This is a genomic window from Burkholderia sp. BCC1998 (assembly GCF_905339875.1).
Lineage (GTDB): Bacteria > Pseudomonadota > Gammaproteobacteria > Burkholderiales > Burkholderiaceae > Burkholderia.
On the sequence record NZ_CAJPHE010000022.1, the window covers coordinates 23,034 to 41,907 of the forward strand.

Genomic DNA, 18,874 nt, shown 5'->3' on the forward strand with positions numbered 1-18,874 from the left:
GCATGAAGAAGATCCTGATGCTGCATGGCATCAATCACAACATGTTCGGCAAACGCGACCCGGCACAGTACGGGACGATCACGCTCGCGCAGATCGATGCGCGGCTGCAAGGGCTGGCGAGCGAACTGGGTGTACAGGTGGAATCGTTCCAGACGAACAGCGAAGGCGCGATGTGCGAGCGCATTCATCGCGCTTTCGAGGAACGCCAGGATGCGGTGCTGATCAACGCCGGGGCATGGACGCATTACAGCTACGGCATTCGCGATGCCCTCGCCATCCTCACGTGCCCGATCGTCGAACTGCACATGTCCAACATTCATGCGCGCGAGCCGTTCCGGCATCACTCCGTGCTGGCTGAAATCGTCAGCGGGCAGATTTGCGGTTTCGGAGTCCAGAGCTATCTGCTGGCGCTGAGGGCCGCGGTCTCGGCGCTCGGCGACGCATAGGCCGATTCCCGCATCGGCCGCCGATGCGGGACCGACGCCCATGCGCAACCGTTCCCGGGTGCGCGGCGTGGCGCACCGCGCTGGTTCGCCGTGCGTCGGATCGACGGGCCCCGGTCAGGTCACACAGCGGAGTCGCCACATCGGGCAGTGACGACTCCCCGCATCACCCGCGTTGCCCGGCACACATATCAATATCTGGAGACGACGATGACCACGACCTTGCGAGACGAGCCTCGCGGCAGGCACCAATCGAGAAAAGCCGCCATCAGCGGCTGGATCGGCTCGGTGCTCGAATACTACGATTTCTTCATCTACGCCACGGCATCGGCGCTGATCTTCCCGCAGATCTTCTTTCCGCACGGCAGCCCCACGACCGCCATCATCGCGTCGCTGGCCACTTACGGTGTCGGCTACGTGTCGCGCCCGATCGGCGCGTTCGTGCTCGGCCATCTCGGCGACACGCGCGGACGCAAAACCGTCCTGCTGTTCTGCATGTTCCTGATGGGCATCTCGACCGTCGGCGTCGGCCTGCTGCCGACCTATCAGCAAGCCGGGCTGATCGCGCCGGCCTTGCTGGTGACGCTTCGCCTGCTGCAAGGTTTCGCCGTGGCCGGCGAGATCACCGGCGCGAGTTCGATGATCCTGGAACACGCGCCGTTCGGTCGGCGCGGATACTTCGTCAGCTTCACGCTGCAGGGCGTGCAGGCGGGACAAGTGCTGGCCGCCGCCGTGTTCCTGCCGCTCGCCTACTACATGCCGTCCGCGCAATTCGACAGCTGGGGCTGGCGCATTCCGTTCCTGCTGAGTGCGCTGGTCATCGTTGCGGGTTTGATCATTCGGCGCCAGGTCGACGAGTCGCCGGCCTTCGATGAAGCGGTACGCAACCAGGCGCAAGCCGGCTCGCCCGTCGCCGACGCTTTCCGGCATCACTTTCCCGACATGGTGCGCGTGGCCTGCATGTCGATGATGAACGTGATTCCGGTCGTCGCCACGATCTTCGGCGCAGCCTATGCGGTCCAGCCGGCGTATGGCATCGGCTTCCAGAAAGACATCTATCTCTGGATCACGGTGATGGGCAATATCGTTGCGATGATCGTGATTCCGTTCGTCGGCAACCTGTCCGACAAGGTCGGACGCCGGCCGCCGATCATCGTCGGCGCGCTGGCGGCCGGCCTGCTCGCGTTCGCCTACCTGTATGCGATCAGCATCCGCAACGTGCCGCTCGCGTTCGCGATGTCGATGCTCATGTGGGGGGTCGTGTACCAGGGCTACAACGCGGTATTTCCGTGCTTTTACCCGGAACTCTTCCCGACCCGCACGCGCGTCTCCGCGATGGCGATCGCGCAGAACCTCGGCACCGCGGCCACGGCGATGCTGCCCGCGCTGTTCACCGCAGTCGCGCCGCCCGGCGCACACCACGTGTGGCTGATCGTCGGCGGGATCGCGTTCGGCATCACCGTGATTGCGTCGCTCGCAGCCGCGAGCGCACGCGAGACCCATCGTGTCCATATGAACGACCTGGGGCAAGCGAACGCTCGACCGGTCGACAAGGCAGAGTACGACCGGCTGCGCGTCGCTGCGATGGCGCGCCATCGCGTCGTGCACGAACACGTGCCGGGATCGCTGGGCGGCTAGCCGGCACTCGACGGGGCGTCGTGTCCGGCGCCCCGTCCGCCGGATATTTCCGGCTTGCTGCTGCACCCTCGCCGGCAGAGCGCACTTGCTTTGCCGCTGTCTTCACCCGATGCCTGATACCGTGCCGAAAACCGTCATGCCGGACACCACGCGCCCTGCCCGCCTGAACTTCGCGCTCATGTTGCCGCTCCTGCTGGCGGCCCAGCCGGTGGCGACCGACAGTTACCTGCCGGCGCTGCCTGAAATCGCCGCAACGCTGGGGTCCGCCAGCGTCAGCCTGACGGTTTTCGCATTGATATTCGGTATCGGGCAATTGCCGATGGGCAGTCTTGCCGACCGGTACGGCCGCCGCCCCGTGCTGCTGAGCGGCCTTGCGCTCTATGCGCTGGCAGCGCTCGCGGCTGCGCTCGCGTCGAGCGCGGCGATGCTGGTCGCCGCTCGCGCGATGCAGGGCTTTGCGATGGCCGCGATCCTGGTATGCGCGCGCGCGACGGTGCGCGACCGGTATTCGGCGGCCGACGGCCCGTACGTGATGGCGCGCGGTTTCATGGGAATGGGGATGATGGCGTTCCTCGCGCCGATTCTCGGTGCGTATGTCACGCAGCAGGCCGGATGGCGATGGGTGCTCGCGGGGATGAGCCTGTATGCGTTCGGGCTGCTCGTCATGTGCTGGTACGGCTTCGAGGAAAGCTTCACCAGAGTGGCTTCGAGCCGGGGCTCGATCCGCGGCTCGATAGGCGGCTCGATCCGCGACGTGCGCGAGATATTCGGCAATGCCACGTTCAGGGTATGGGCGCTGCTGGCCGCCTCGACGTACACCGGCATGTTCTGCTTTCTCTTGCTCTCGCCCGCAATCTACATCCGGCATCTCGGCCTGTCGCCCCAGCGATATGGCTGGATACCGGCGAGCGGTACGTTCGTCTATGTGCTGAGTACGTATGGCTGCCGCCTGTTGCTGCGACGTCAGAGCATGCTGCGAACGGTGCGACAAGGCGCAACGTTGAGCCTCACCGGCGCGGTGATTCAGGCATTGGGGTGTGCGCTGCTTCCCGGAAGCATCTGGCCGCTGCTCCTCGGGCATGGCGTGTATTGCCTCGGGCACGGCATCCATCAGCCCTGCGGGCAGGCAGGGGCGGTCAGCAGCCTGCCCCATCTGGCCGGCCGCGCGGTTTCCTGGTCCGGCTTCATCATGATGTTCTTCGCTTTCGGCGTGGGGCAGACGGCAGCGGTCTTCACCGATCCGCGCTATCAACTGGGCGCGTGGCCGATGGTGGTGCCGATGCTCGTCGTCGGCGTGACGCTGGTCACGATCGCGTTTGCTTGGCTGCCGACAATCATCAACACAGCTTCGGTCGGCAGGCAATCCGGCGTATCGGCGAGTTCGAGCCGCTGACCGGGCCGCACGCACGCCGACGCCTGACGACGGGGAGCCGTCCATGGGAGCGCGCGAAGGATGCCGGTTATGGGAGCGGGATCGAAATCGGGTTTGAACGACCCGCGCTACGCGCGCCGCCGGTAAGTCCCCGGCGTACTCCCTGTCCAGTGCCGGAATGCGCGATGGAACGCGCTCGGATCGTCGAAGCCGATATCGGCGCCGATCGCCGCGATCGTGTCGAGCGTGTCGGTGAGCCGCTGGATCGCGATGTCGCGCCGCAGTTCGTCCTTGAGCGCCTGGAACGTCGTGCCTTCCGAGGCCAGATGGCGGCTCAGCGTGCGCACCGAACAATGCAGATGCTCGGCCGCCTGCTCGATCACCGGCAGGTCGGGCAGCGCTGCCGACAGGTATTGCCGCACGCGATGGCACACGAGCTGTTCGCTGAACGATTCGAAGATCCAGTCGCCGGGCGCGCGCGCGAGGAACTTGCGCAGGTTGCGCTTGCTCTGCCGGATCGGCGCGTCGAGGTAGTCGGCGCTGAAGCGCATCAGCGTGCGTTCGCAGTCGAACTGCACGGAGCCGGTGAAGAAGTACAGGTGCTCGACCGCATGGCGCGGCCGCGGGCACGCGAACTCGATCTGCAGCAGCGGGATCTTCTGCCCGATCAGCCAGGAACACACGCCGTGCACGAGCTTGAGCATCAGCTCCTGGCCGAGCGCGCCGATCGGGCCGACGGCCGGGTTCGGCCGCAGCAGCACCTGCGCGACGAGGCCGTCGCGCTTCGATTCGACGAAGAAGTCGTCGAGCAGGATATGGAAGAACTGGCCGAAACGGTGCAGCGCCGTTTCGAGGTTGCGCGCATCGAGCAGGCTCAGGCACAGGTACTTCAGCGTGCCGCCGCGCAGCGGGCGCGAGAAGATGCCGGGCATCTCGTCGTCGAGGTCGATCGCGAGCGTGCGGTACAGCGTCGAGAACTGCTCTTCCGTCACGCGCGCGTGCGGCTCGCCGAGCAGCTCGAGCGGGATGCCGGCCCCGCGCAGGTAACGCTCGACCACGTCGCGCTGCGCGCCCGCGCTCGCCAGAAAGCCGTTGACGAGCGAAATCGGCACCGTCGCGCTCGGCGACGGCAGCGCCTGCCCGGGCCGGGCGGAAGGTGAGTCTGAACCGGTCATCGCGTCCCCGTCGGTCGAACCGCTCGCATTGTACTTGAGCGGCCCGGGCCGGGCTTTCGGGGCTTTCGGGGCTTTCGGGGCTTTCGGGGCTTTCGGGGCTTTCGGGGCTTTCGGGGCTTTCGGGGCTTTCGGGGCTTTCGGGGCTCTCTCGGCTCTCTCGGCTTTCGGCGCGCCGGCCCGCGCGCCGCCGGGCGCGCGGCGTTTCGGCGCCATCAGTCGGCGCGGCTGAGTTCCCGGCGCAGGATCTTGCCGACCGTCGACTTCGGCAGCCGCTCGACCACGCGGATCAGCTTCGGCACCTTGTACGCCGCGAGGTTCGCGCGGCAATGCGCGACGAGCTCCGCTTCGGTCACGGCCGCGTCCGGCGCGAGCACCACGAACAGCTTCACGGCCTCGCCGGTGCGCGCATCCGGCACGCCGATGCACGCGCATTCGGCCACGCCCGGCAGCGCGGTGGCAACCGCTTCCACCTCGTTCGGGTACACGTTGAAGCCCGACACGATGATCATGTCCTTCTTGCGGTCGACGATCTTCAGGAAGCCGGCCGCGTCGAACACGCCGATGTCGCCGGTGCGGAAGTAGCCGTCCGCGGTGAACGCCGCCGCATTCGCTTCCGGCTTCTGCCAGTAGCCGCCCATCACCTGCGGCCCCTGCACGCAGATCTCGCCCGCTTCGCCGATCGCGACCTCGCGATCCTGGTCGTCGAGCAGCTTCACGTCGGTCGACGGCAGCGGCAGGCCGGTCGTGCCGGTGAACGCGTCGATCGACTGCGGGTTGAAGGTGACCACCGGCGACGTTTCCGACAGCCCGTACCCTTCGCGGATGAAGTTGCCCGTCACGGCCTTCCAGCGCGCGGAGATCACGTCGATCACAGCCGCGCCGCCGCCGGCCGACAGCTTCAGCCGCGACCAGTCGACTTCCTTCAGCCGCGGATGGCCCGCGAGCCCCGCATACAGCGTGTTGACGCCGACGAACACCGTCGGCCGCGCGGCCTTCAGCACGTCGATGAAGCCGTCCATGTCGCGCGGGTTCGCGACGAGCCAGTTCTCCGCGCCGATCGCGAAGTAGGACAGGAAGTTCACCGTCAGCGCGAAGATGTGATACAGCGGGATCGCCGTGACGACGACCTCCTCGCCCGGCTGCCGTGCGCCCGACACGATCGCCGCGAACTGCTCGATGTTCGCGACCAGGTTGCGGTGCGACAGCGCGGCGCCCTTCGACAGCCCGGTCGTGCCGCCCGTGTATTGCAGCAGCAGCAGATCGGCGCCGCCGAGCGCGACCGGCTCGAATGCGAGCGCTTCGCCGGCGGCGAGTGCATCCGCGAGCGGGATCGAGCCCGGCGGCAACGCGTCGCACGCGCCGGCCGGCGCATCGACGACGCCGAGATCGCCGCGGCCCACGCCCAGCACGGTCCGGATGCGCGTCTTGCCGACCACGTCGGCGAACGTCCCCATCGAGCCGCCGCACACCACGGCCACTTCGACGCCCGCGTCGTTGAGCTGGTGCTCGAGTTCGTGCGCGGTATAGAACGGGTTCACGTTGACCTGGATCGCGCCGAGCCGCGCGAGCGCGACGGTCGTCACCGGAAACGCGAGCACGTTCGGCAGCATCACGGCCACGCGGTCGCCCTTGCGCACGCCGACGACGTGCTGCAGGTACGCGGCGAGCGCGGCCGACAGGCGGTCGACGTCGGCGTAGGTCAGCGTGCGGCCGAGCGCGCGGAACGCGGGACGCTCGGCGAAGCGGCGCATCGCGTCGTCCAGCAGCGCGGTTACGGAAGGAAAGCGATCGGGGTCGATCTCGGCGGGGATCGAGCCGTACGAGCCGATCCAGTGTCTCTTCGTCATTGTCCTGCTCCTCGGGGGACGGCACCGGGCAGCGCCGTTCGCACGGCGGCCCGCGCACCGGATGCGCATGGGCCGTCGCCTGAGCGGGAACTATCGCCCGCCAACCGTGCTTTGGAAATGATCCGGGCGGTCGAAAAGATGATCGAAACGGACACGCGGACGCGCGGCGAGCGACCAGCCGCGGCGTGCGCTCGCGCGACGGTTTGCCCTTGCCGGACCGTGCAAGCCCGTACGCATCAGGGTGAACCCTATGGCGCGCCCGCGTGTTCCGGCGCAGAATCGCCAACCCGGAACGGTATCGAATCGGACGCAGAACCAGCCATGCCGCGCAGTGCGCTCTTGACCCCGACGGCCGCCGGCGCCGCCCCGCCGCCGGACGCGCCGCTTGCCCCCGCGTCGCGCGAGAAACGCTTCTCGCCGGCCAAGCTGGCCGTGCTCGTCGGCGTCGCGCAGGAACTCGGCCTCGACCCGGCCGCGGTGCTCGACGGCACCGGCCTGGCGCCGGACGCCGTCGCCGACCCGTTCACGCTCACGTCGCCGCTGCAGTTCCTGACCGCCGCGCGCAACGCGATCGGCCGCTACGACGGCACCGATCTCGGCGTGCGCGTCGGCCGCCGGCTGCATGCGTCGAGCTACGGGATGTACGGCTACGCGATGCTGTGCTCGGAATCGCTCGCGCATGCATTCGATTCCGCCGTCAAATATCACCAGCTGGCCAACGGGATGCTCGCGATCCGCTGGGTCGAACAGGGCGACACCGCGTCGTGGCTGTTCCCGGATCCGCACGAAGCCGCGCTGCCCGGGCCGGACCTGCCGCTGTACCGCTTCCTGATCGACATGCAGTTCGCGCTGCACGTGACGATCATCAAGGACGTGATGGGCGCGTGGTGCGTGCCGGCCCGCGCGCAGTTCGCGCAGCCGGAGCCGGCGCACGCGGCGCAGCTCGCCGATGCGCTCGAATGCCCGATCGCGTTCGACCAGCCGCACCATGCGTTGAGCTACCCGGCCGCGTGGCTCGCGCGCGCGCCGCAGCTCGCGAACCCGATCACCGCCGCGCAGGTGTCGTCGCACTGCGCGCGCCTGCTCGACGAGTTGCGCAGCCAGGCCGGCGTCACGCGGCGCGTCTACCAGGAACTCACGCGCACGCCCGGGCAGTTTCCGGACATCGACGCGATCGCCGATACGCTGTGCATGACGTCGCGTACGCTGCGCCGCAAGCTCGACGCCGAAGGCTCGTCGTACAGCGAACTGCTGACGAGCGTGCGCAAGGCGCTCGCGATCGATTACCTGAGCACCACCACGCTCAGCACCGAGGACATCGCGCTGACGCTCGGCTTCAGCGACGCGGTGGGGTTCCGCCACGCGTTCAAGCGCTGGACCGGCACGACGCCGAGCGAGGTGCGGCGCAAGCGTGGCGGGTGACGGCGAGCACCGCCGGTGGCGTGGACCAGGATCAGCGAAGTCGTCACCGGAGCAGCGCAAACCGACCGTGTTCTTTTTTCAGCCGAAAGAAGGCGCGCTTTCGCCAGCCGTCGCGCCGATCTTGCGCGTTGAACAGGGAGAATCATGAAACCGTTGCATAGCCGTTGCCTGGCACTTCTCGGTGGCGTCAAATCTGTTGCCTGGCTGCTCGTCTGTGCATCCGCGCATGCGCAGACTTCCGGGCCGTTCGAACTGAAGTGGACCCATCCAGGCGAGAAGCTCGTCTACCAGTCGCGCGGCTGTGCCGATGAATGCTGGGAGGCTGCGGTGGTGAACAAGCGTACCGGCGTCTTGCTTGCACGCCTGCGCTGCGACGGCACCGACTTGCCGTTGACCCTGCGCGGCTACCGGCCCGCCGCGACGCCATCCCAAGTGGATCTCGGCGATTGCAGCCCCGATTCGTGGCCGCCAGACGGCGTGAACAAGTTCGAGGCCATACCGGCGGAATTCGAGCGATTGCTCAGGATGCCTTGACGCTGGCGACTCGCACGGCAGCGCTCGGCACCGAGCGCTTTCAGCGTGACATCCTGATGCTGAAATCGCGACATCGTTCGACCGAAACGCGTTGATCGCCCCATCGTCCGAAGCCACGGACGACCGACGAGCGGGTGCCGGCCCGCCGCGATTTCCGCGCATGCATCCGGGCGGAAATCGCGCCAACGGCGCGGGTCGGCCTCAGTCGGCTTCACCGCGCGTCACCCGCCGCCGGATTCGCCACCGCCAGTGCAAACTCGAACACCGCACCGCGCCCGTCCCGATCGACGAGCCGGATGCCGCTGCCGTTGAGCGCCAGCATCCGGTGCACGATCAGCAGGCCGAGCCCGCCGCTCGTCGCCGCGCCGCCGCTGATCGGCCGCTGCGGCCGCCGGAACAGCCCTTCGCGCCGCGCCGGCGGAATCCCTTCGCCGGTATCCGACACGGTCACCACCACGCGATCGTCGAGCGGCGTCAGCGCGACCTCGACCTCGCCGTGCTGCGGCGTGTGCCGCAATGCGTTGTCGAGCAGGTTGGTCAGCACGCGCTCGATCATCCCGAGATCGGCCGACACGACCGGCACGCGCGGCGGGATCCGCGCATGCAGCGCGATGCCGCGCGACTGCGCGGCGAGTTCGAACTTCTGGAATACGTCCTGCACGAGATCGACGAGCGAGAACGCCTCGCGCTCGGCCTGCACGCCGCCCGACTCGAGCCGCGCGAGCTCGAACAGCGCCTGCGCGAGCCGGCCGACCTTCGAACTCTGCGCGAGCGCGATCGACAGGTAGCGGCGGCGCTCGGGTTCGGCGAGCGTGTCGGACTTCAGCGACAGCGTCTCCAGATAGCCGTGCAGCGACGTCAGCGGCGTGCGCAGGTCGTGCGAGATGTTCGTGATCAGTTCGCGTCGCTGCTGGTCCTGGCGCGTCAGTGCGCGCCACTGGTCGCCGATCCGGTCGGCCATCTGCGCGAACGCGGATTCGAGCACCGCGATCTCGTCGCCGCGTCGCCCCGGCGGCGAGCGCGGCACCGGCGGCTGCGCATCGGGCGCGGCGTTCGCGTCGAAGCGGCGCATCGCGTCGGTCAGCCGGCGCAGCGGGCGCGTGATGAAGCTGAACGCGATCAGGCCCGCGAGCAGGCCGAGCAGCGCGACGACCGCCATCGACCACAGCGTCGTGCGCAGCACGTTGCCGGCGTCGACGCGCGCGGCCAGCCGGTCGTGCGCTTCGCCGAGCAGCACCACGTAGATATAGCCGGACGGCGGCTGCCCTGCGCGCTGCAGCGGCGCGGCGCTGAACACCTTGCGCGCGTCGGGGCTGCGCGGATCGTCGCCGAGGATCGGCAGCGGCTCGCCCGCGATGAAGCGCTGCACCGGCGCGAGATCGACGCGCTCGCGCTTCACGTGGCCGGGCGGCGCGTCGTCGCCCTTGATGCGCCCCGCGTTGTCGAGCAGGTACACCTCGACGCTCGGGTTCACGCCCATCAACTGGCCGAACAGCGTGCGCACGGCGTCCGGGCGCAGCCCGTTCGCGTCCATCAGCGGCGTGCTGCCGGCGATGTGCGCGGCGAGATCGCGCGACAGGCCCTGCACGACTTCCTTCTCGCGCATGTCGTTCGCGCGGATCTGCAGCCACGCCGACGCACCCGAGCACGCGAGCAGCAGGATCGAGAACACGAGCGACAGCCGCTGGGTGAGGGTCAGCTTCATCACGTGTCCCGCTGGTCCGGCGCGGCGAGCTTGTAGCCGCGCCCCCACACGGTGAGGATCCGCACGGGCTCGGCCGGATCGGCCTCGATCTTCGCGCGCAGCCGGTTGATGTGGGTGTTCACCGTGTGTTCGTAGCCTTCGTGCTGATAGCCCCACACGGCATTGAGCAGGTCCATCCGCGAGAACACCTTGCCCGGATGCCGCGCGAAGAAATACAGCAGGTCGAACTCGCGCGGCGTGAGGTCGATGCGCGTGCCGTCGACGGCGGCTTCCCGCGCGATCGGGTCGATCAACAGCCCGGCGACGTCGAGCGTGCCGGCGTCGATCCGCGAATCGCGCGCGAGCGCGTCGACGCGCCGCAGCAGCGCCTTGACCCGCGCGACGAGTTCGAGTACCGAGAACGGCTTCGCCAGGTAATCGTCGGCGCCGAGTTCGAGGCCGAGGATCCGGTGCACCTCGCTCGAACGCGCGCTGGTGATGATGATCGGCGTGTAGCGCGCCATCGCGCGCGCGCGCCGGCAGATTTCCAGGCCGTCGACGCCCGGCAGCATCAGGTCGAGGATCAGCGCGTCCCAGTTGCCCTGCTCGAGCAGGCGCAGCCCTTCCGTGCCGTCCGCGCTGTGCACGACTTCGTAGCGCTCGTCGCGCAGGTGCAGGCTCAGCACGTCGGCGATGTCGGCGTCGTCTTCGACGATCAGGATGCGTTTGGGGTGGTCCATGGCGGTCGGCGGCGGCACGGCGGCGGCGGTCTTCGGTCTCGAACGGCGGTTCCGGCCGGCCAGGTCCGGCAAGCCGGCCTGCCCGGGGCGAATCGCGGCGCAATGCCGCGCTGCCGCCATTGTGCAAAATTTTGCGGCGGAAAGGGGTCACAAATCGTTTAAGTTTGGATCGTGGCTGTGTCCCGAGGCAATTCCAGCAAGGCTTTGCGCTCCGCCCCCAAAAATCGAACTTCCCTTACCCCAGTCGAACACTAAAAAGCAGCCGCGACGGAGCCCCAGATCCGGCGAGCGCGGGAAGTCGGCAGCGTTCTCGGCAGCATCCGAACTACTCGTCGTGTATGAGTGATCGGTACGATTACTTGATCAACTGCATCCCCGCGACCTTCGAGGCAGACACGTCGAAAGTAGCCGTGTACTCGCACTCGGCTACATGCCCGGAACGCTCGATCAGGCAGTCCGCGAAATCCGCCTTTGAAGATGCGAAAACGCGAAGTGCCTTACGTACCGTGTCAGCACTTTCGACGACCAGTTCTTTGGTCCCGATCATTGATTCGACGATGTCCTTCATCTGCTCTCGTTCGACACCGTAGCAGCGCCCAAGTACCCAGACGACCTCGATTAATGCGACCTGCGAAACATATCCCGGACGCTCGGGCGACAGGGACTCCATCAGTGCCGTCGCCTTCTTCGACTGAACTTCATCGTCTTGCGCGAAGTAGCGGACTAGCACGTTTGTATCCAGTCCGATCATCGCGCTGACGCCCCCTGCTCGGCGATGGCCTGATTCATGTCGTCAATCGACACCGGTTTCGCAGGCTTCTTCACAATGCCCTTGAGCGCCACGAGCGAGCGCGTCGCTGGATAGACCTCGTACCGGCCTGTTGCCTCGTTGAAGCTGAATTCGATCCGGTCCCCGGCCTCCAGGCCAAGCTGATTCCGCACGTCCACAGGGATCGTGACCTGGCCCTTTGAAGTAATAGTTGCTGCTGTCATAGTGACACCTCCTGATTCCTTACTTTATGGTAAGGAAAATCAAAAAGCAAGAATGACTTCCAGGCGCATCGCACCGATGACCCTAAATCCTCGGCCGGGATCACGCCCCAACAGCTTCCCCGTGACCGCCGCCAGCTTCTGTATCTCGCATTGAACTGGCACGGCGGTGCGCACAGGTGTGAACTGTTGACAACCGTTGCCCGCGCCCCGCCGATGGACCGTCTCTCGACAGAATCCGCCATCGGTGCTCCGTCCATACAGACGGATGGACCTGTCATGAATGCGCGTTTCCCGCCTTTCGCTCCTGCGATCTGCGCCGTAGGCAGCTAAACCCTGCGCCGGCCGAGTCGTCCGAGCGCCTCCCGCCGCTCACGCGCCGTGACCGGGCTTTCGCGTTTGCGCATCGAGCCGCGTCCCGCGTCTCGCCCCTGACGGGCTTCAATCCCTGGCGCGGCAGTCAACCCCGCCCCCTCCTATCCAGGCGTGGCCCTACCAGGCTGTTGAAAAGCGCCTCGTTTTGACGGCTGGAGCACTATTTAAAAGGGTTTCGTATGCGATTGGCTGCTGAGTTGCAGATAAATCGTCACGGCTGCCCTGCGGGCTAGCGGGCCAGCAGGCGCGTCGCCGCGCGACGGCCAAGCTTAGCCGGCTCGGGCCGCTTGCCCTTCCAGTCGGTGTCGACATTGCGGCCGCCGCCGGCCGGCGGATCGTCCGGGCCGTCCTTGGGCCAGAAGCTCTTGTGGCTGGCCCACGCCTGGATCAGCGTGCCATCTACCGAGAAGTGATCTCTGGACCGCAGCCGTTGCTTGTCCGCCAAGCTCATGACTTCGGTAAAGAACGCTTCGACCACTTCGTGCTCGAGCAAGCGATCCCGGTTCTGCGAGAACACCGAGTGATCCCAGACGGCGTCTTCGATCGCCAACCCGACGAACCAACGGAACAGCAGGTTGTAGCGCCTCTGCTCCATCAGCATGCGCTCGCTGCGCACCGAATAAAACACTTACAGCAGCAATGCACGCAGCAGCTTCTCGCGCGCCCGTCGACCGCAGGCGAATGCAGCGAAGCTGCATGAACGCATCGCCGCTCCCGCGCGTCAACCCTGCGTATGCCGCAATTCGCCGTCGATCTCCTGCGGCAGTCTCAGCAGGTTGAAGATCGGGCAGACCGCCTCGACCGCCTGATGCAGCGCGCGGATGGCCTCGGACGGCTCGGGCGACACGATGTCGAGCGTATAGCGGATGTTGTGCGGGAATACCGGGACATGCTCGAACCCCGGCTGCTGTGCGAGCGGATGCTGGTCGCCGGTCACCTCGACCGCGATCGAATCGATCTTCAGGCCGCGCTCGGCCGCCTGGATCAACGCGATATGCGTGAGGCAACTGCCGAGCACGCCAAGCTGCAGCTCCGGCGACGCGGGCCCGAGGTTGTAGCCCGCGAAGTCGGGCGGACTGTCGCTGATCACCTGGAAGTCGCGAATCCGGATCTCGCGCACGCCGCTGCGACCGAGCGCGCGCACGGTCGCCTTCAGCGGCGTCGCCTTGAAATCGGGATCGTTGCGGGCCGCCTGCTGCTTCGCGTGCCACGCATCGCGTTTTTGTGCGAGATAGTCGTTGAGTGTCGTCATGGTCGAGTCAGGGGTAGGCTGCACGCGGGCGACGGATCGATTCGCCGCGTGCCGAGGCGATCAGTCGGCCGCCGGAATCCATGCGGCGGTCGCCGCGTCGCTTGCGCGGAACGCAGGAAACTTCGCGCCGAGTTCGGCCACGGTGCGAATGTCGTTTTTCACGAGATCGTCGCGCGTGATCAGCGTCGGCTTGACCGCGATGCGCGCGCCCGGGTCCTGGCCGGCCACCAGCAGTGCCGCCGCGCGCACCGACACGGCGCCGACGACCGCGGGATTGGTCGCGGCCGTCGCGACCCACGCGCTGTTCGGCGCGCGGATCGCCTCGATGTCGGCCGTCGAGATGTCGGCACTGTAGATGCGGATCTTCGACGCCAGCTTCGCTTCGTCCGCGGCGAGCTTCGCGCCGCGCGCGAACTCGTCGTAAGGCGCAAAGACGACACGGATATCCGGATTCGCGCGATACGCCGCGGCCGCCTGATTCGCGACGGACTGCGCGATCGGATTGTCGACGGTGCCCCAGCGCGCCTTCTCCCGCACCTTAGGGTGTGCGCGCTTGAAGTCGCGCCACGCGGCATCGCGCCGGTCGAGCGGCGCAAAACCGGCGACGTAGACGTACCCGGCCGAGAACGCGTCGCCGTTGTCCTTGACGGCCTGCCCGAGCAGCAGGTTCGCGAGGTCGCGATCGTTCTGCTCGATCTGCGGCACCTTCGGGTTGCCGAGGTCGACGTCGAACGCGACGACCTTGATGCCTTTGTCCAGCGCACGCTGCACGACGTCCTTCAGCGATTCCGGCAGGCCGTGATTGACGATGATCGCGGACACGCCGACGCTGATCGCCTGCTGGATCTGCTCGCGCTGTTCGGCCGCATCCTGCCGGCCCTCGTAAATGCGCAGATCGACGCCGAGCGCACGCGCCTGCTTCTGCGCACCGGCCTCGTAAGCCTGGAAGAAGTCGCCGGTCGACAGATAGTTGACCAGTGCGATCTTCACGCCGCCCTTGTCGAACGGCGCGGGCGCGCCCTTGAGCGGACCGGCCTGCGCGGCGGGCACGCCCAGCGCAGTCGCGAACCACAGCATGCATGCACCGATCTTCAGATCGACGCGCGATTTCCGGCGAAGCAACGAGCGCATGGCGGGCCTGTCTCCAGATAGGACGATATCGGCCCAATCTATCAGCGCCGCACGCGAACTCAAACCGAGCGATTCGGAAATAGATATGACTTAGGACGACAAACCGTTCCGGTTCGGTGAGCCGGCCGATCAAGGCGAGCCGCTGCGGCGCATCGCGGCACGCGCATCACGCTCGCGCATCCGTGCGGCGCCCGACGCCGAACGTAAACGCCAGCGCGAGCACGAGCAGCGCGCCCTTGATGAAATCCTGCATGTAGTACGGCGCGTTCAGCATCGTCAGCCCGTTGAGCAGCACGCCGACGAATACCGCGCCGACGACGGTACCGAACACGTTGGGCCGCTTCGCGCCCCATACCGCGTGACCGATCAGCGCGGCGGCCACCGCGTCGAGCAGCAGCGAGTGGCCGGCGCTCACGTCGCCGCGACCGACCCGCGCGGCGATCAATACACCGCCCAGCGACGCGATCGCCCCCGAGACGACATACGCGGCGATCCGGTAGCGCGCGGCGGGCGCGCCGGCGAGCCGCGCGGCCGTTTCGTTGCCGCCGATCGCGTAGATTACGCGGCCCCATCGGGTGGCCTCCATCGCGACACAGGCCAGTGCCGTGACCGCTGCGAGCAGCAGCACCGGCAGCGGCACCACGTCGAACACGCGCAGCCGGCCGAGCGCGAGAAAGGCGTCGGGGAACACGCCGGTCGCGTCCGTGCCGTCGGGCAGCACCGAGCCGGTCGCGAGCGAACGGCCGCCGGTCGGAATCAATTGCAGGCCGGCCATCAGGAACAAGGTGCCGAGCGTCGCGAGTTGGTCGGGCACGCGCAGGCGCGCAATCAGCACGCCGTTGAACAGCCCGGCGGCCACGCCGAGCGTCACGCAGGCGATCACCGCCGCCAGCGTACCGCCGTGCCACACGACCAGCACATAGCTGGCCGCCATCTGCGCGGTCGCGGCCACGCTGCCGACCGACAGGTCGAAGCCGCCGGCCGCGAGCGTGATCGTCACGCCGATGCCGAGCAACGCGACGATCGACACCGACTGCAGGATGCTGAACAGATTGTCGACGTTCAGGAACGCGGGCTCCCTGAGCGCAAACCCGATCACCAGCAGGATCAGCACGAGCAGGATGCCCGTGCGCTCGAGTGTGTCGCGGACGCGGGCCGCCGCGGCGCGCGGCCGTTCGGCGGGCGCGGCATCGTGCCCGGCGGAAGAAGTCACGGTTTTCATGAGCAGTCACGCAAGGTGGAGGACGTCGGAGGCGGGTCATCGAGCGTCGCGCGATCGAACCGCACGATACGATCCGCGATCTCGGCAGCTTCCTCGAGATCGCTGACGAACACGATCGTCGCGCGCGCCTGCGCATGACGCCGCAGCGTATCGACGATATCGGCCCGCGCGCCGGCATCGATGCCCTGAAACGGTTCGTCGAGCAGCAACAGCCGCGCGGGTTCGGCATGCCAGCGTGCGAGCACGACTTTCTGCTGGTTGCCGCCGGACAGGTGAGCCACGCGATCGTCCGGGCCGGTGCAGCGGATGCCGAACCGCGCGATCGCCGCCGCGGCGGCCGCGCGTTCGCGCGCCCTGCCCACCGGGCCGCGCGCGAACCAGCGCGCCAGAAACGGAAAACCGATCGTGCCCGCGATCGATGCGAACGGCACGCTGTCGGGAAACAGCGACGTGCGCCAGCGGTCCTCGCCGGCCAGGAAGACGCCGGCGCGAATCGCATCCGCCGGCGAACGCGGCCGCCACGGCCGCCCGTCGAGCGTCATGTCGCCGGCCACCGCGCGCGCGGCGCCGAAGATCGTATTGGCGAGGCGCGACTTGCCGCCGCCCACCGGGCCCGCGATCGCGACGATCTCGCCACGCCGCACGTCGAGGTCGAACGGCGTACTGGCCGGCGTCAGCCGGATGCGCCGCATGCTGAATGCCGCGTCCGATTCGCGCGGCGCGGCGCGGGCCGGCACCGGCTCACGCGTGTTCGGCAACGGCCGCCCGATCATCGTCTGCACCGCCGCATCCAGATCGACGGGCGCGGGCAGGTCCGCGACGATGCGGCCGTCGCGGACGATCGCCACGCGATCGGCCATGCGGCGCAAATCGCCGAGCCGATGCGACACCAGCAGGATTGCCACGCCATCGCGGCGCAGCGCGTCCAGCAGCGCGAAGAGCCGCTCGGCCTCCGGGGCGGACAGGCTGGCGGTCGGCTCGTCGAGTATCAGCAGCGACGGCTGAGCGCCGAGCGCGCGCGCCAGCGTCACGCGTTGCTGGTCCGCCAGCGACAGCGACGCGAGCGGCGCGGCCAGGTCGACGTCGAGCCCGACCCGCGCGGCGAGCGGTCGCGCCGCGACACGCCGCGCGGCCGGCGTCGCGCGCCACGGCGACGCCCGATCGCACAGCCGGTCGAGCAGCAGGTTGTCGGCGATCGACAGCGTCGGCACGACCGCGTCGGCGACCGACTGGTGCACGGTCGCGACACCGAGCCGCTTGGCCGCGTGCGGCGACGCCGGCCGATACGGTTGGCCGCGCAGTGTCAGCGTGCCGCCGTCCGGCCGCAGCACGCCGCTCAGGATCTTGACGAAGGTCGACTTGCCCGCGCCGTTCGCGCCCATCAGCGCGACCACTTCGCCTGCGTCGATCGTCAGGTTCAACGCCGACAGCGCGACGGTCGCGTCGAAACGCTTCGCGATGCCGGCGACGCTCAGGACGGGCGACGACGCCGATCGACCTGCGTGCATCGCGCCGGCAACCTCGTTCGCCGTCGTAGTCATGCCGGCCACCCCTGTCGGGCACGGCGCGGTTGCAGCCGGAACAGCACGTCGTGGTTCACGTCACGCCCCTCCCCTGATAGTCGTCCGTATCGACCGGCGCGTCACCGTCCGTCAGATACGGATGGCGGATTGCCGGAACGACGCGCCGTGCGCGGTGTCCGGCAGGCGGTCGCGGCCGCTCAGCCGCGAGCGGAAGGTGCCGGCCGGCGCCGTCGTGCGGTACAGGCCGCGCTTTTTCAGTTCCGGCACGATCAGCTCGGCGAAATCGTCGAGCGTGCCCGGGCTGATCAGCGGATTGAGCATGTAGCCGCTCGTCGTCGACTGGCGCGCATGCTCGGCGAGCTGATCGGCGACCTCGTCGGGCGAGCCGACGAGGATCAGGTCGGTGCCGCGCGTGACGCTCGCGAACTTGCGCCGCACGTCGCCGGCGGTGAGCGGCTTGCCGCTGCCGTCGGGCCGCACCACGTAGGACGTGAGCCCTTCCGTGTGCGTCGTCAGCGGTTCGTCGTCCGCATAGCGGTCGATGTCGATGCCGGTGTCGCCCGCATAGCTGACGAGTTGCGCGTGCTGGTGATAGTGCTGCTGCAGCGTGTGGTATTTCTCCTTCGCGTCGCTCGACGAGCGCGCGGTCACGATCCGCAGCACGGTCAGCGACTTCACGTCGTCCGCCGCGCGGCCGCGCTCCGTCGCGAGCCGGCGAATCTCGTCGAGGCCCGCACGAATCTCGTGCGGATTCGACTTCGCGACGAACACCACCTCCGCGTGCTTCGCCGCGAACTCGCGCCCGCGCCCGGACCAGCCGGCCTGGATCAGCACGGGCGAGCGCTGCGGCGACGGCGCGCAGACGTGCGGCCCCTGCACGCGGTAGTGCGTGCCTTCGTGCGCGATCGGCCGCACGCGGTCGCCGCGCGCATAGCGCGGCGCTTGCTTGTCGGCGACCACCGCATCGTCCGCCCAGCTCCCTTCCCACAGCTTGTACACGACGTCGAGGAACTCCTCCGCGCGCGCGTAGCGTTCGTCGTGGCCGATCATCCGGTCGAGCCCGAAGTTGCGCGCCGCGCTCGTCAGGTAGGACGTCACGATGTTCCAGCCGATCCGGCCGTTGCTCAGGTGATCGAGCGTGCTGAAGCGGCGCGCGAGCGCGAACGGGTGTTCGTACGTCGTGCTCGCCGTCACGCCGAACGCGAGCCGCTCGGTCTGCGCGACGAGCGCCGGAATCAGCATCATCGGATCGTTCGCGGGCGCCTCGACCGCCCACTGGACCGCTGCGTCGGCCGATCCGCCATAGACGTCGTACAGGCCGAGCACGTCCGCGAAGAACAGCATGTCGAGATCGGCCTGCTCGGCCGTGCGCGCGAGGTTCGACCAGAACGGGAGCGTATTCGCGCGCAGCCGTTCGTCGGCGGGATGGGTCCACAGGCTCGGCGCGCCGCCGCAGCCGACGCTGGCTTGTTCATACAGGGAAAACAGCAAGGGGCGAGGATCGGACATCGTCAGGTTCGTTACCA

Annotated in this window: 16 protein-coding genes and 1 pseudogene; 5 read left to right on the forward strand and 12 right to left on the reverse strand. The window is 68.0% G+C overall.

Annotation, left to right across the window (positions count from 1 at the left end; genetic code table 11):
- Positions 1 to 2: 2 nt before the first annotated feature.
- The 3 genes from aroQ to U5A56_RS29465 all read left to right on the forward strand — a co-directional run bounded on the left by aroQ (position 3) and on the right by U5A56_RS29465 (position 3,474).
- Entirely contained in the window at positions 3 to 446 is a 444-nt protein-coding gene (aroQ, locus tag U5A56_RS29455) for a type II 3-dehydroquinate dehydratase (RefSeq protein ID WP_044848489.1), read from the forward strand.
- A gap of 207 nt (positions 447 to 653) precedes the next feature.
- The gene (locus tag U5A56_RS29460) at positions 654 to 2,081 is read left to right on the forward strand and encodes an MFS transporter (RefSeq protein WP_321925932.1); all 1,428 of its coding nucleotides are present in this window, start codon (positions 654 to 656) and stop codon (positions 2,079 to 2,081) included.
- A gap of 136 nt (positions 2,082 to 2,217) precedes the next feature.
- Entirely contained in the window at positions 2,218 to 3,474 is a 1,257-nt protein-coding gene (locus tag U5A56_RS29465) for an MFS transporter (protein WP_321925934.1), read from the forward strand.
- 107 nt (positions 3,475 to 3,581) lie between these two features.
- Here U5A56_RS29465 and U5A56_RS29470 read toward each other — a convergent pair whose 3' ends face one another.
- Together U5A56_RS29470 and U5A56_RS29475 are read right to left on the reverse strand one after the other, a co-directional pair.
- The gene (locus U5A56_RS29470) at positions 3,582 to 4,955 is read right to left on the reverse strand and encodes an AraC family transcriptional regulator (RefSeq protein ID WP_415749238.1); all 1,374 of its coding nucleotides are present in this window, start codon (positions 4,953 to 4,955) and stop codon (positions 3,582 to 3,584) included.
- Positions 4,841 to 6,475 carry an AMP-binding protein gene (locus tag U5A56_RS29475; RefSeq protein WP_321925938.1) on the reverse strand — a complete coding sequence of 545 codons (1,635 nt, stop codon included), beginning with the start codon at positions 6,473 to 6,475 and terminating at the stop codon, positions 4,841 to 4,843. Before U5A56_RS29475 ends, U5A56_RS29470 begins: the two co-directional genes overlap by 115 nt.
- 321 nt (positions 6,476 to 6,796) lie before the next feature.
- Between U5A56_RS29475 and U5A56_RS29480 the strand changes: the two genes are divergently transcribed.
- Positions 6,797 to 7,897: an AraC family transcriptional regulator gene (locus U5A56_RS29480; protein WP_321925939.1), complete on the forward strand. Its 1,101-nt coding sequence runs from the start codon at positions 6,797 to 6,799 to the stop codon at positions 7,895 to 7,897.
- Positions 7,898 to 8,041: 144 nt separating this feature from the next.
- Positions 8,042 to 8,431, forward strand: a complete 390-nt coding sequence (locus U5A56_RS29485; RefSeq protein ID WP_124522777.1) for a hypothetical protein — start codon at positions 8,042 to 8,044, stop codon at positions 8,429 to 8,431.
- Between the two features lie 211 nt (positions 8,432 to 8,642).
- Here the strand turns inward: U5A56_RS29485 and U5A56_RS29490 are convergent, their stop codons facing one another.
- From U5A56_RS29490 to U5A56_RS29535, 10 genes and pseudogenes are all read right to left on the reverse strand, one after another.
- Positions 8,643 to 10,136, reverse strand: coding sequence for a HAMP domain-containing sensor histidine kinase (locus tag U5A56_RS29490; protein ID WP_321925941.1), 1,494 nt, complete (start codon positions 10,134 to 10,136; stop codon positions 8,643 to 8,645).
- A complete protein-coding gene (locus U5A56_RS29495; protein WP_321925943.1) occupies positions 10,136 to 10,855 on the reverse strand; it encodes a response regulator transcription factor in 720 nt (239 codons plus the stop codon). Before U5A56_RS29495 ends, U5A56_RS29490 begins: the two co-directional genes overlap by 1 nt.
- A 355-nt stretch (positions 10,856 to 11,210) precedes the next feature.
- The gene (locus tag U5A56_RS29500) at positions 11,211 to 11,606 is read right to left on the reverse strand and encodes a PIN domain-containing protein (protein WP_044847222.1); all 396 of its coding nucleotides are present in this window, start codon (positions 11,604 to 11,606) and stop codon (positions 11,211 to 11,213) included.
- Positions 11,603 to 11,848 (reverse strand): AbrB/MazE/SpoVT family DNA-binding domain-containing protein, encoded by a 246-nt coding sequence (locus U5A56_RS29505; protein ID WP_044848609.1) that lies wholly within the window; start codon positions 11,846 to 11,848, stop codon positions 11,603 to 11,605. Before U5A56_RS29505 ends, U5A56_RS29500 begins: the two co-directional genes overlap by 4 nt.
- A 655-nt stretch (positions 11,849 to 12,503) precedes the next feature.
- Positions 12,504 to 12,884 (reverse strand): annotated as a pseudogene (locus U5A56_RS29510) (transposase); the annotation flags it as partial.
- A gap of 57 nt (positions 12,885 to 12,941) precedes the next feature.
- Positions 12,942 to 13,472, reverse strand: coding sequence for an OsmC family protein (locus U5A56_RS29515; protein WP_321925944.1), 531 nt, complete (start codon positions 13,470 to 13,472; stop codon positions 12,942 to 12,944).
- A 60-nt stretch (positions 13,473 to 13,532) separates the two neighbouring features.
- Entirely contained in the window at positions 13,533 to 14,603 is a 1,071-nt protein-coding gene (locus U5A56_RS29520) for a substrate-binding domain-containing protein (RefSeq protein ID WP_044848611.1), read from the reverse strand.
- 166 nt (positions 14,604 to 14,769) lie between these two features.
- Complete coding sequence (locus U5A56_RS29525) at positions 14,770 to 15,825, reverse strand: ABC transporter permease (protein ID WP_321925945.1); 1,056 nt, start codon at positions 15,823 to 15,825, stop codon at positions 14,770 to 14,772.
- Positions 15,822 to 17,366 (reverse strand): sugar ABC transporter ATP-binding protein, encoded by a 1,545-nt coding sequence (locus U5A56_RS29530; protein WP_321925947.1) that lies wholly within the window; start codon positions 17,364 to 17,366, stop codon positions 15,822 to 15,824. Before U5A56_RS29530 ends, U5A56_RS29525 begins: the two co-directional genes overlap by 4 nt.
- Positions 17,367 to 17,477: 111 nt before the next feature.
- On the reverse strand, positions 17,478 to 18,857 hold the full coding sequence (locus U5A56_RS29535; protein ID WP_124522770.1) for an LLM class flavin-dependent oxidoreductase: 1,380 nt from the start codon (positions 18,855 to 18,857) through the stop codon (positions 17,478 to 17,480).
- Between the last annotated feature and the right edge of the window lie 17 nt (positions 18,858 to 18,874).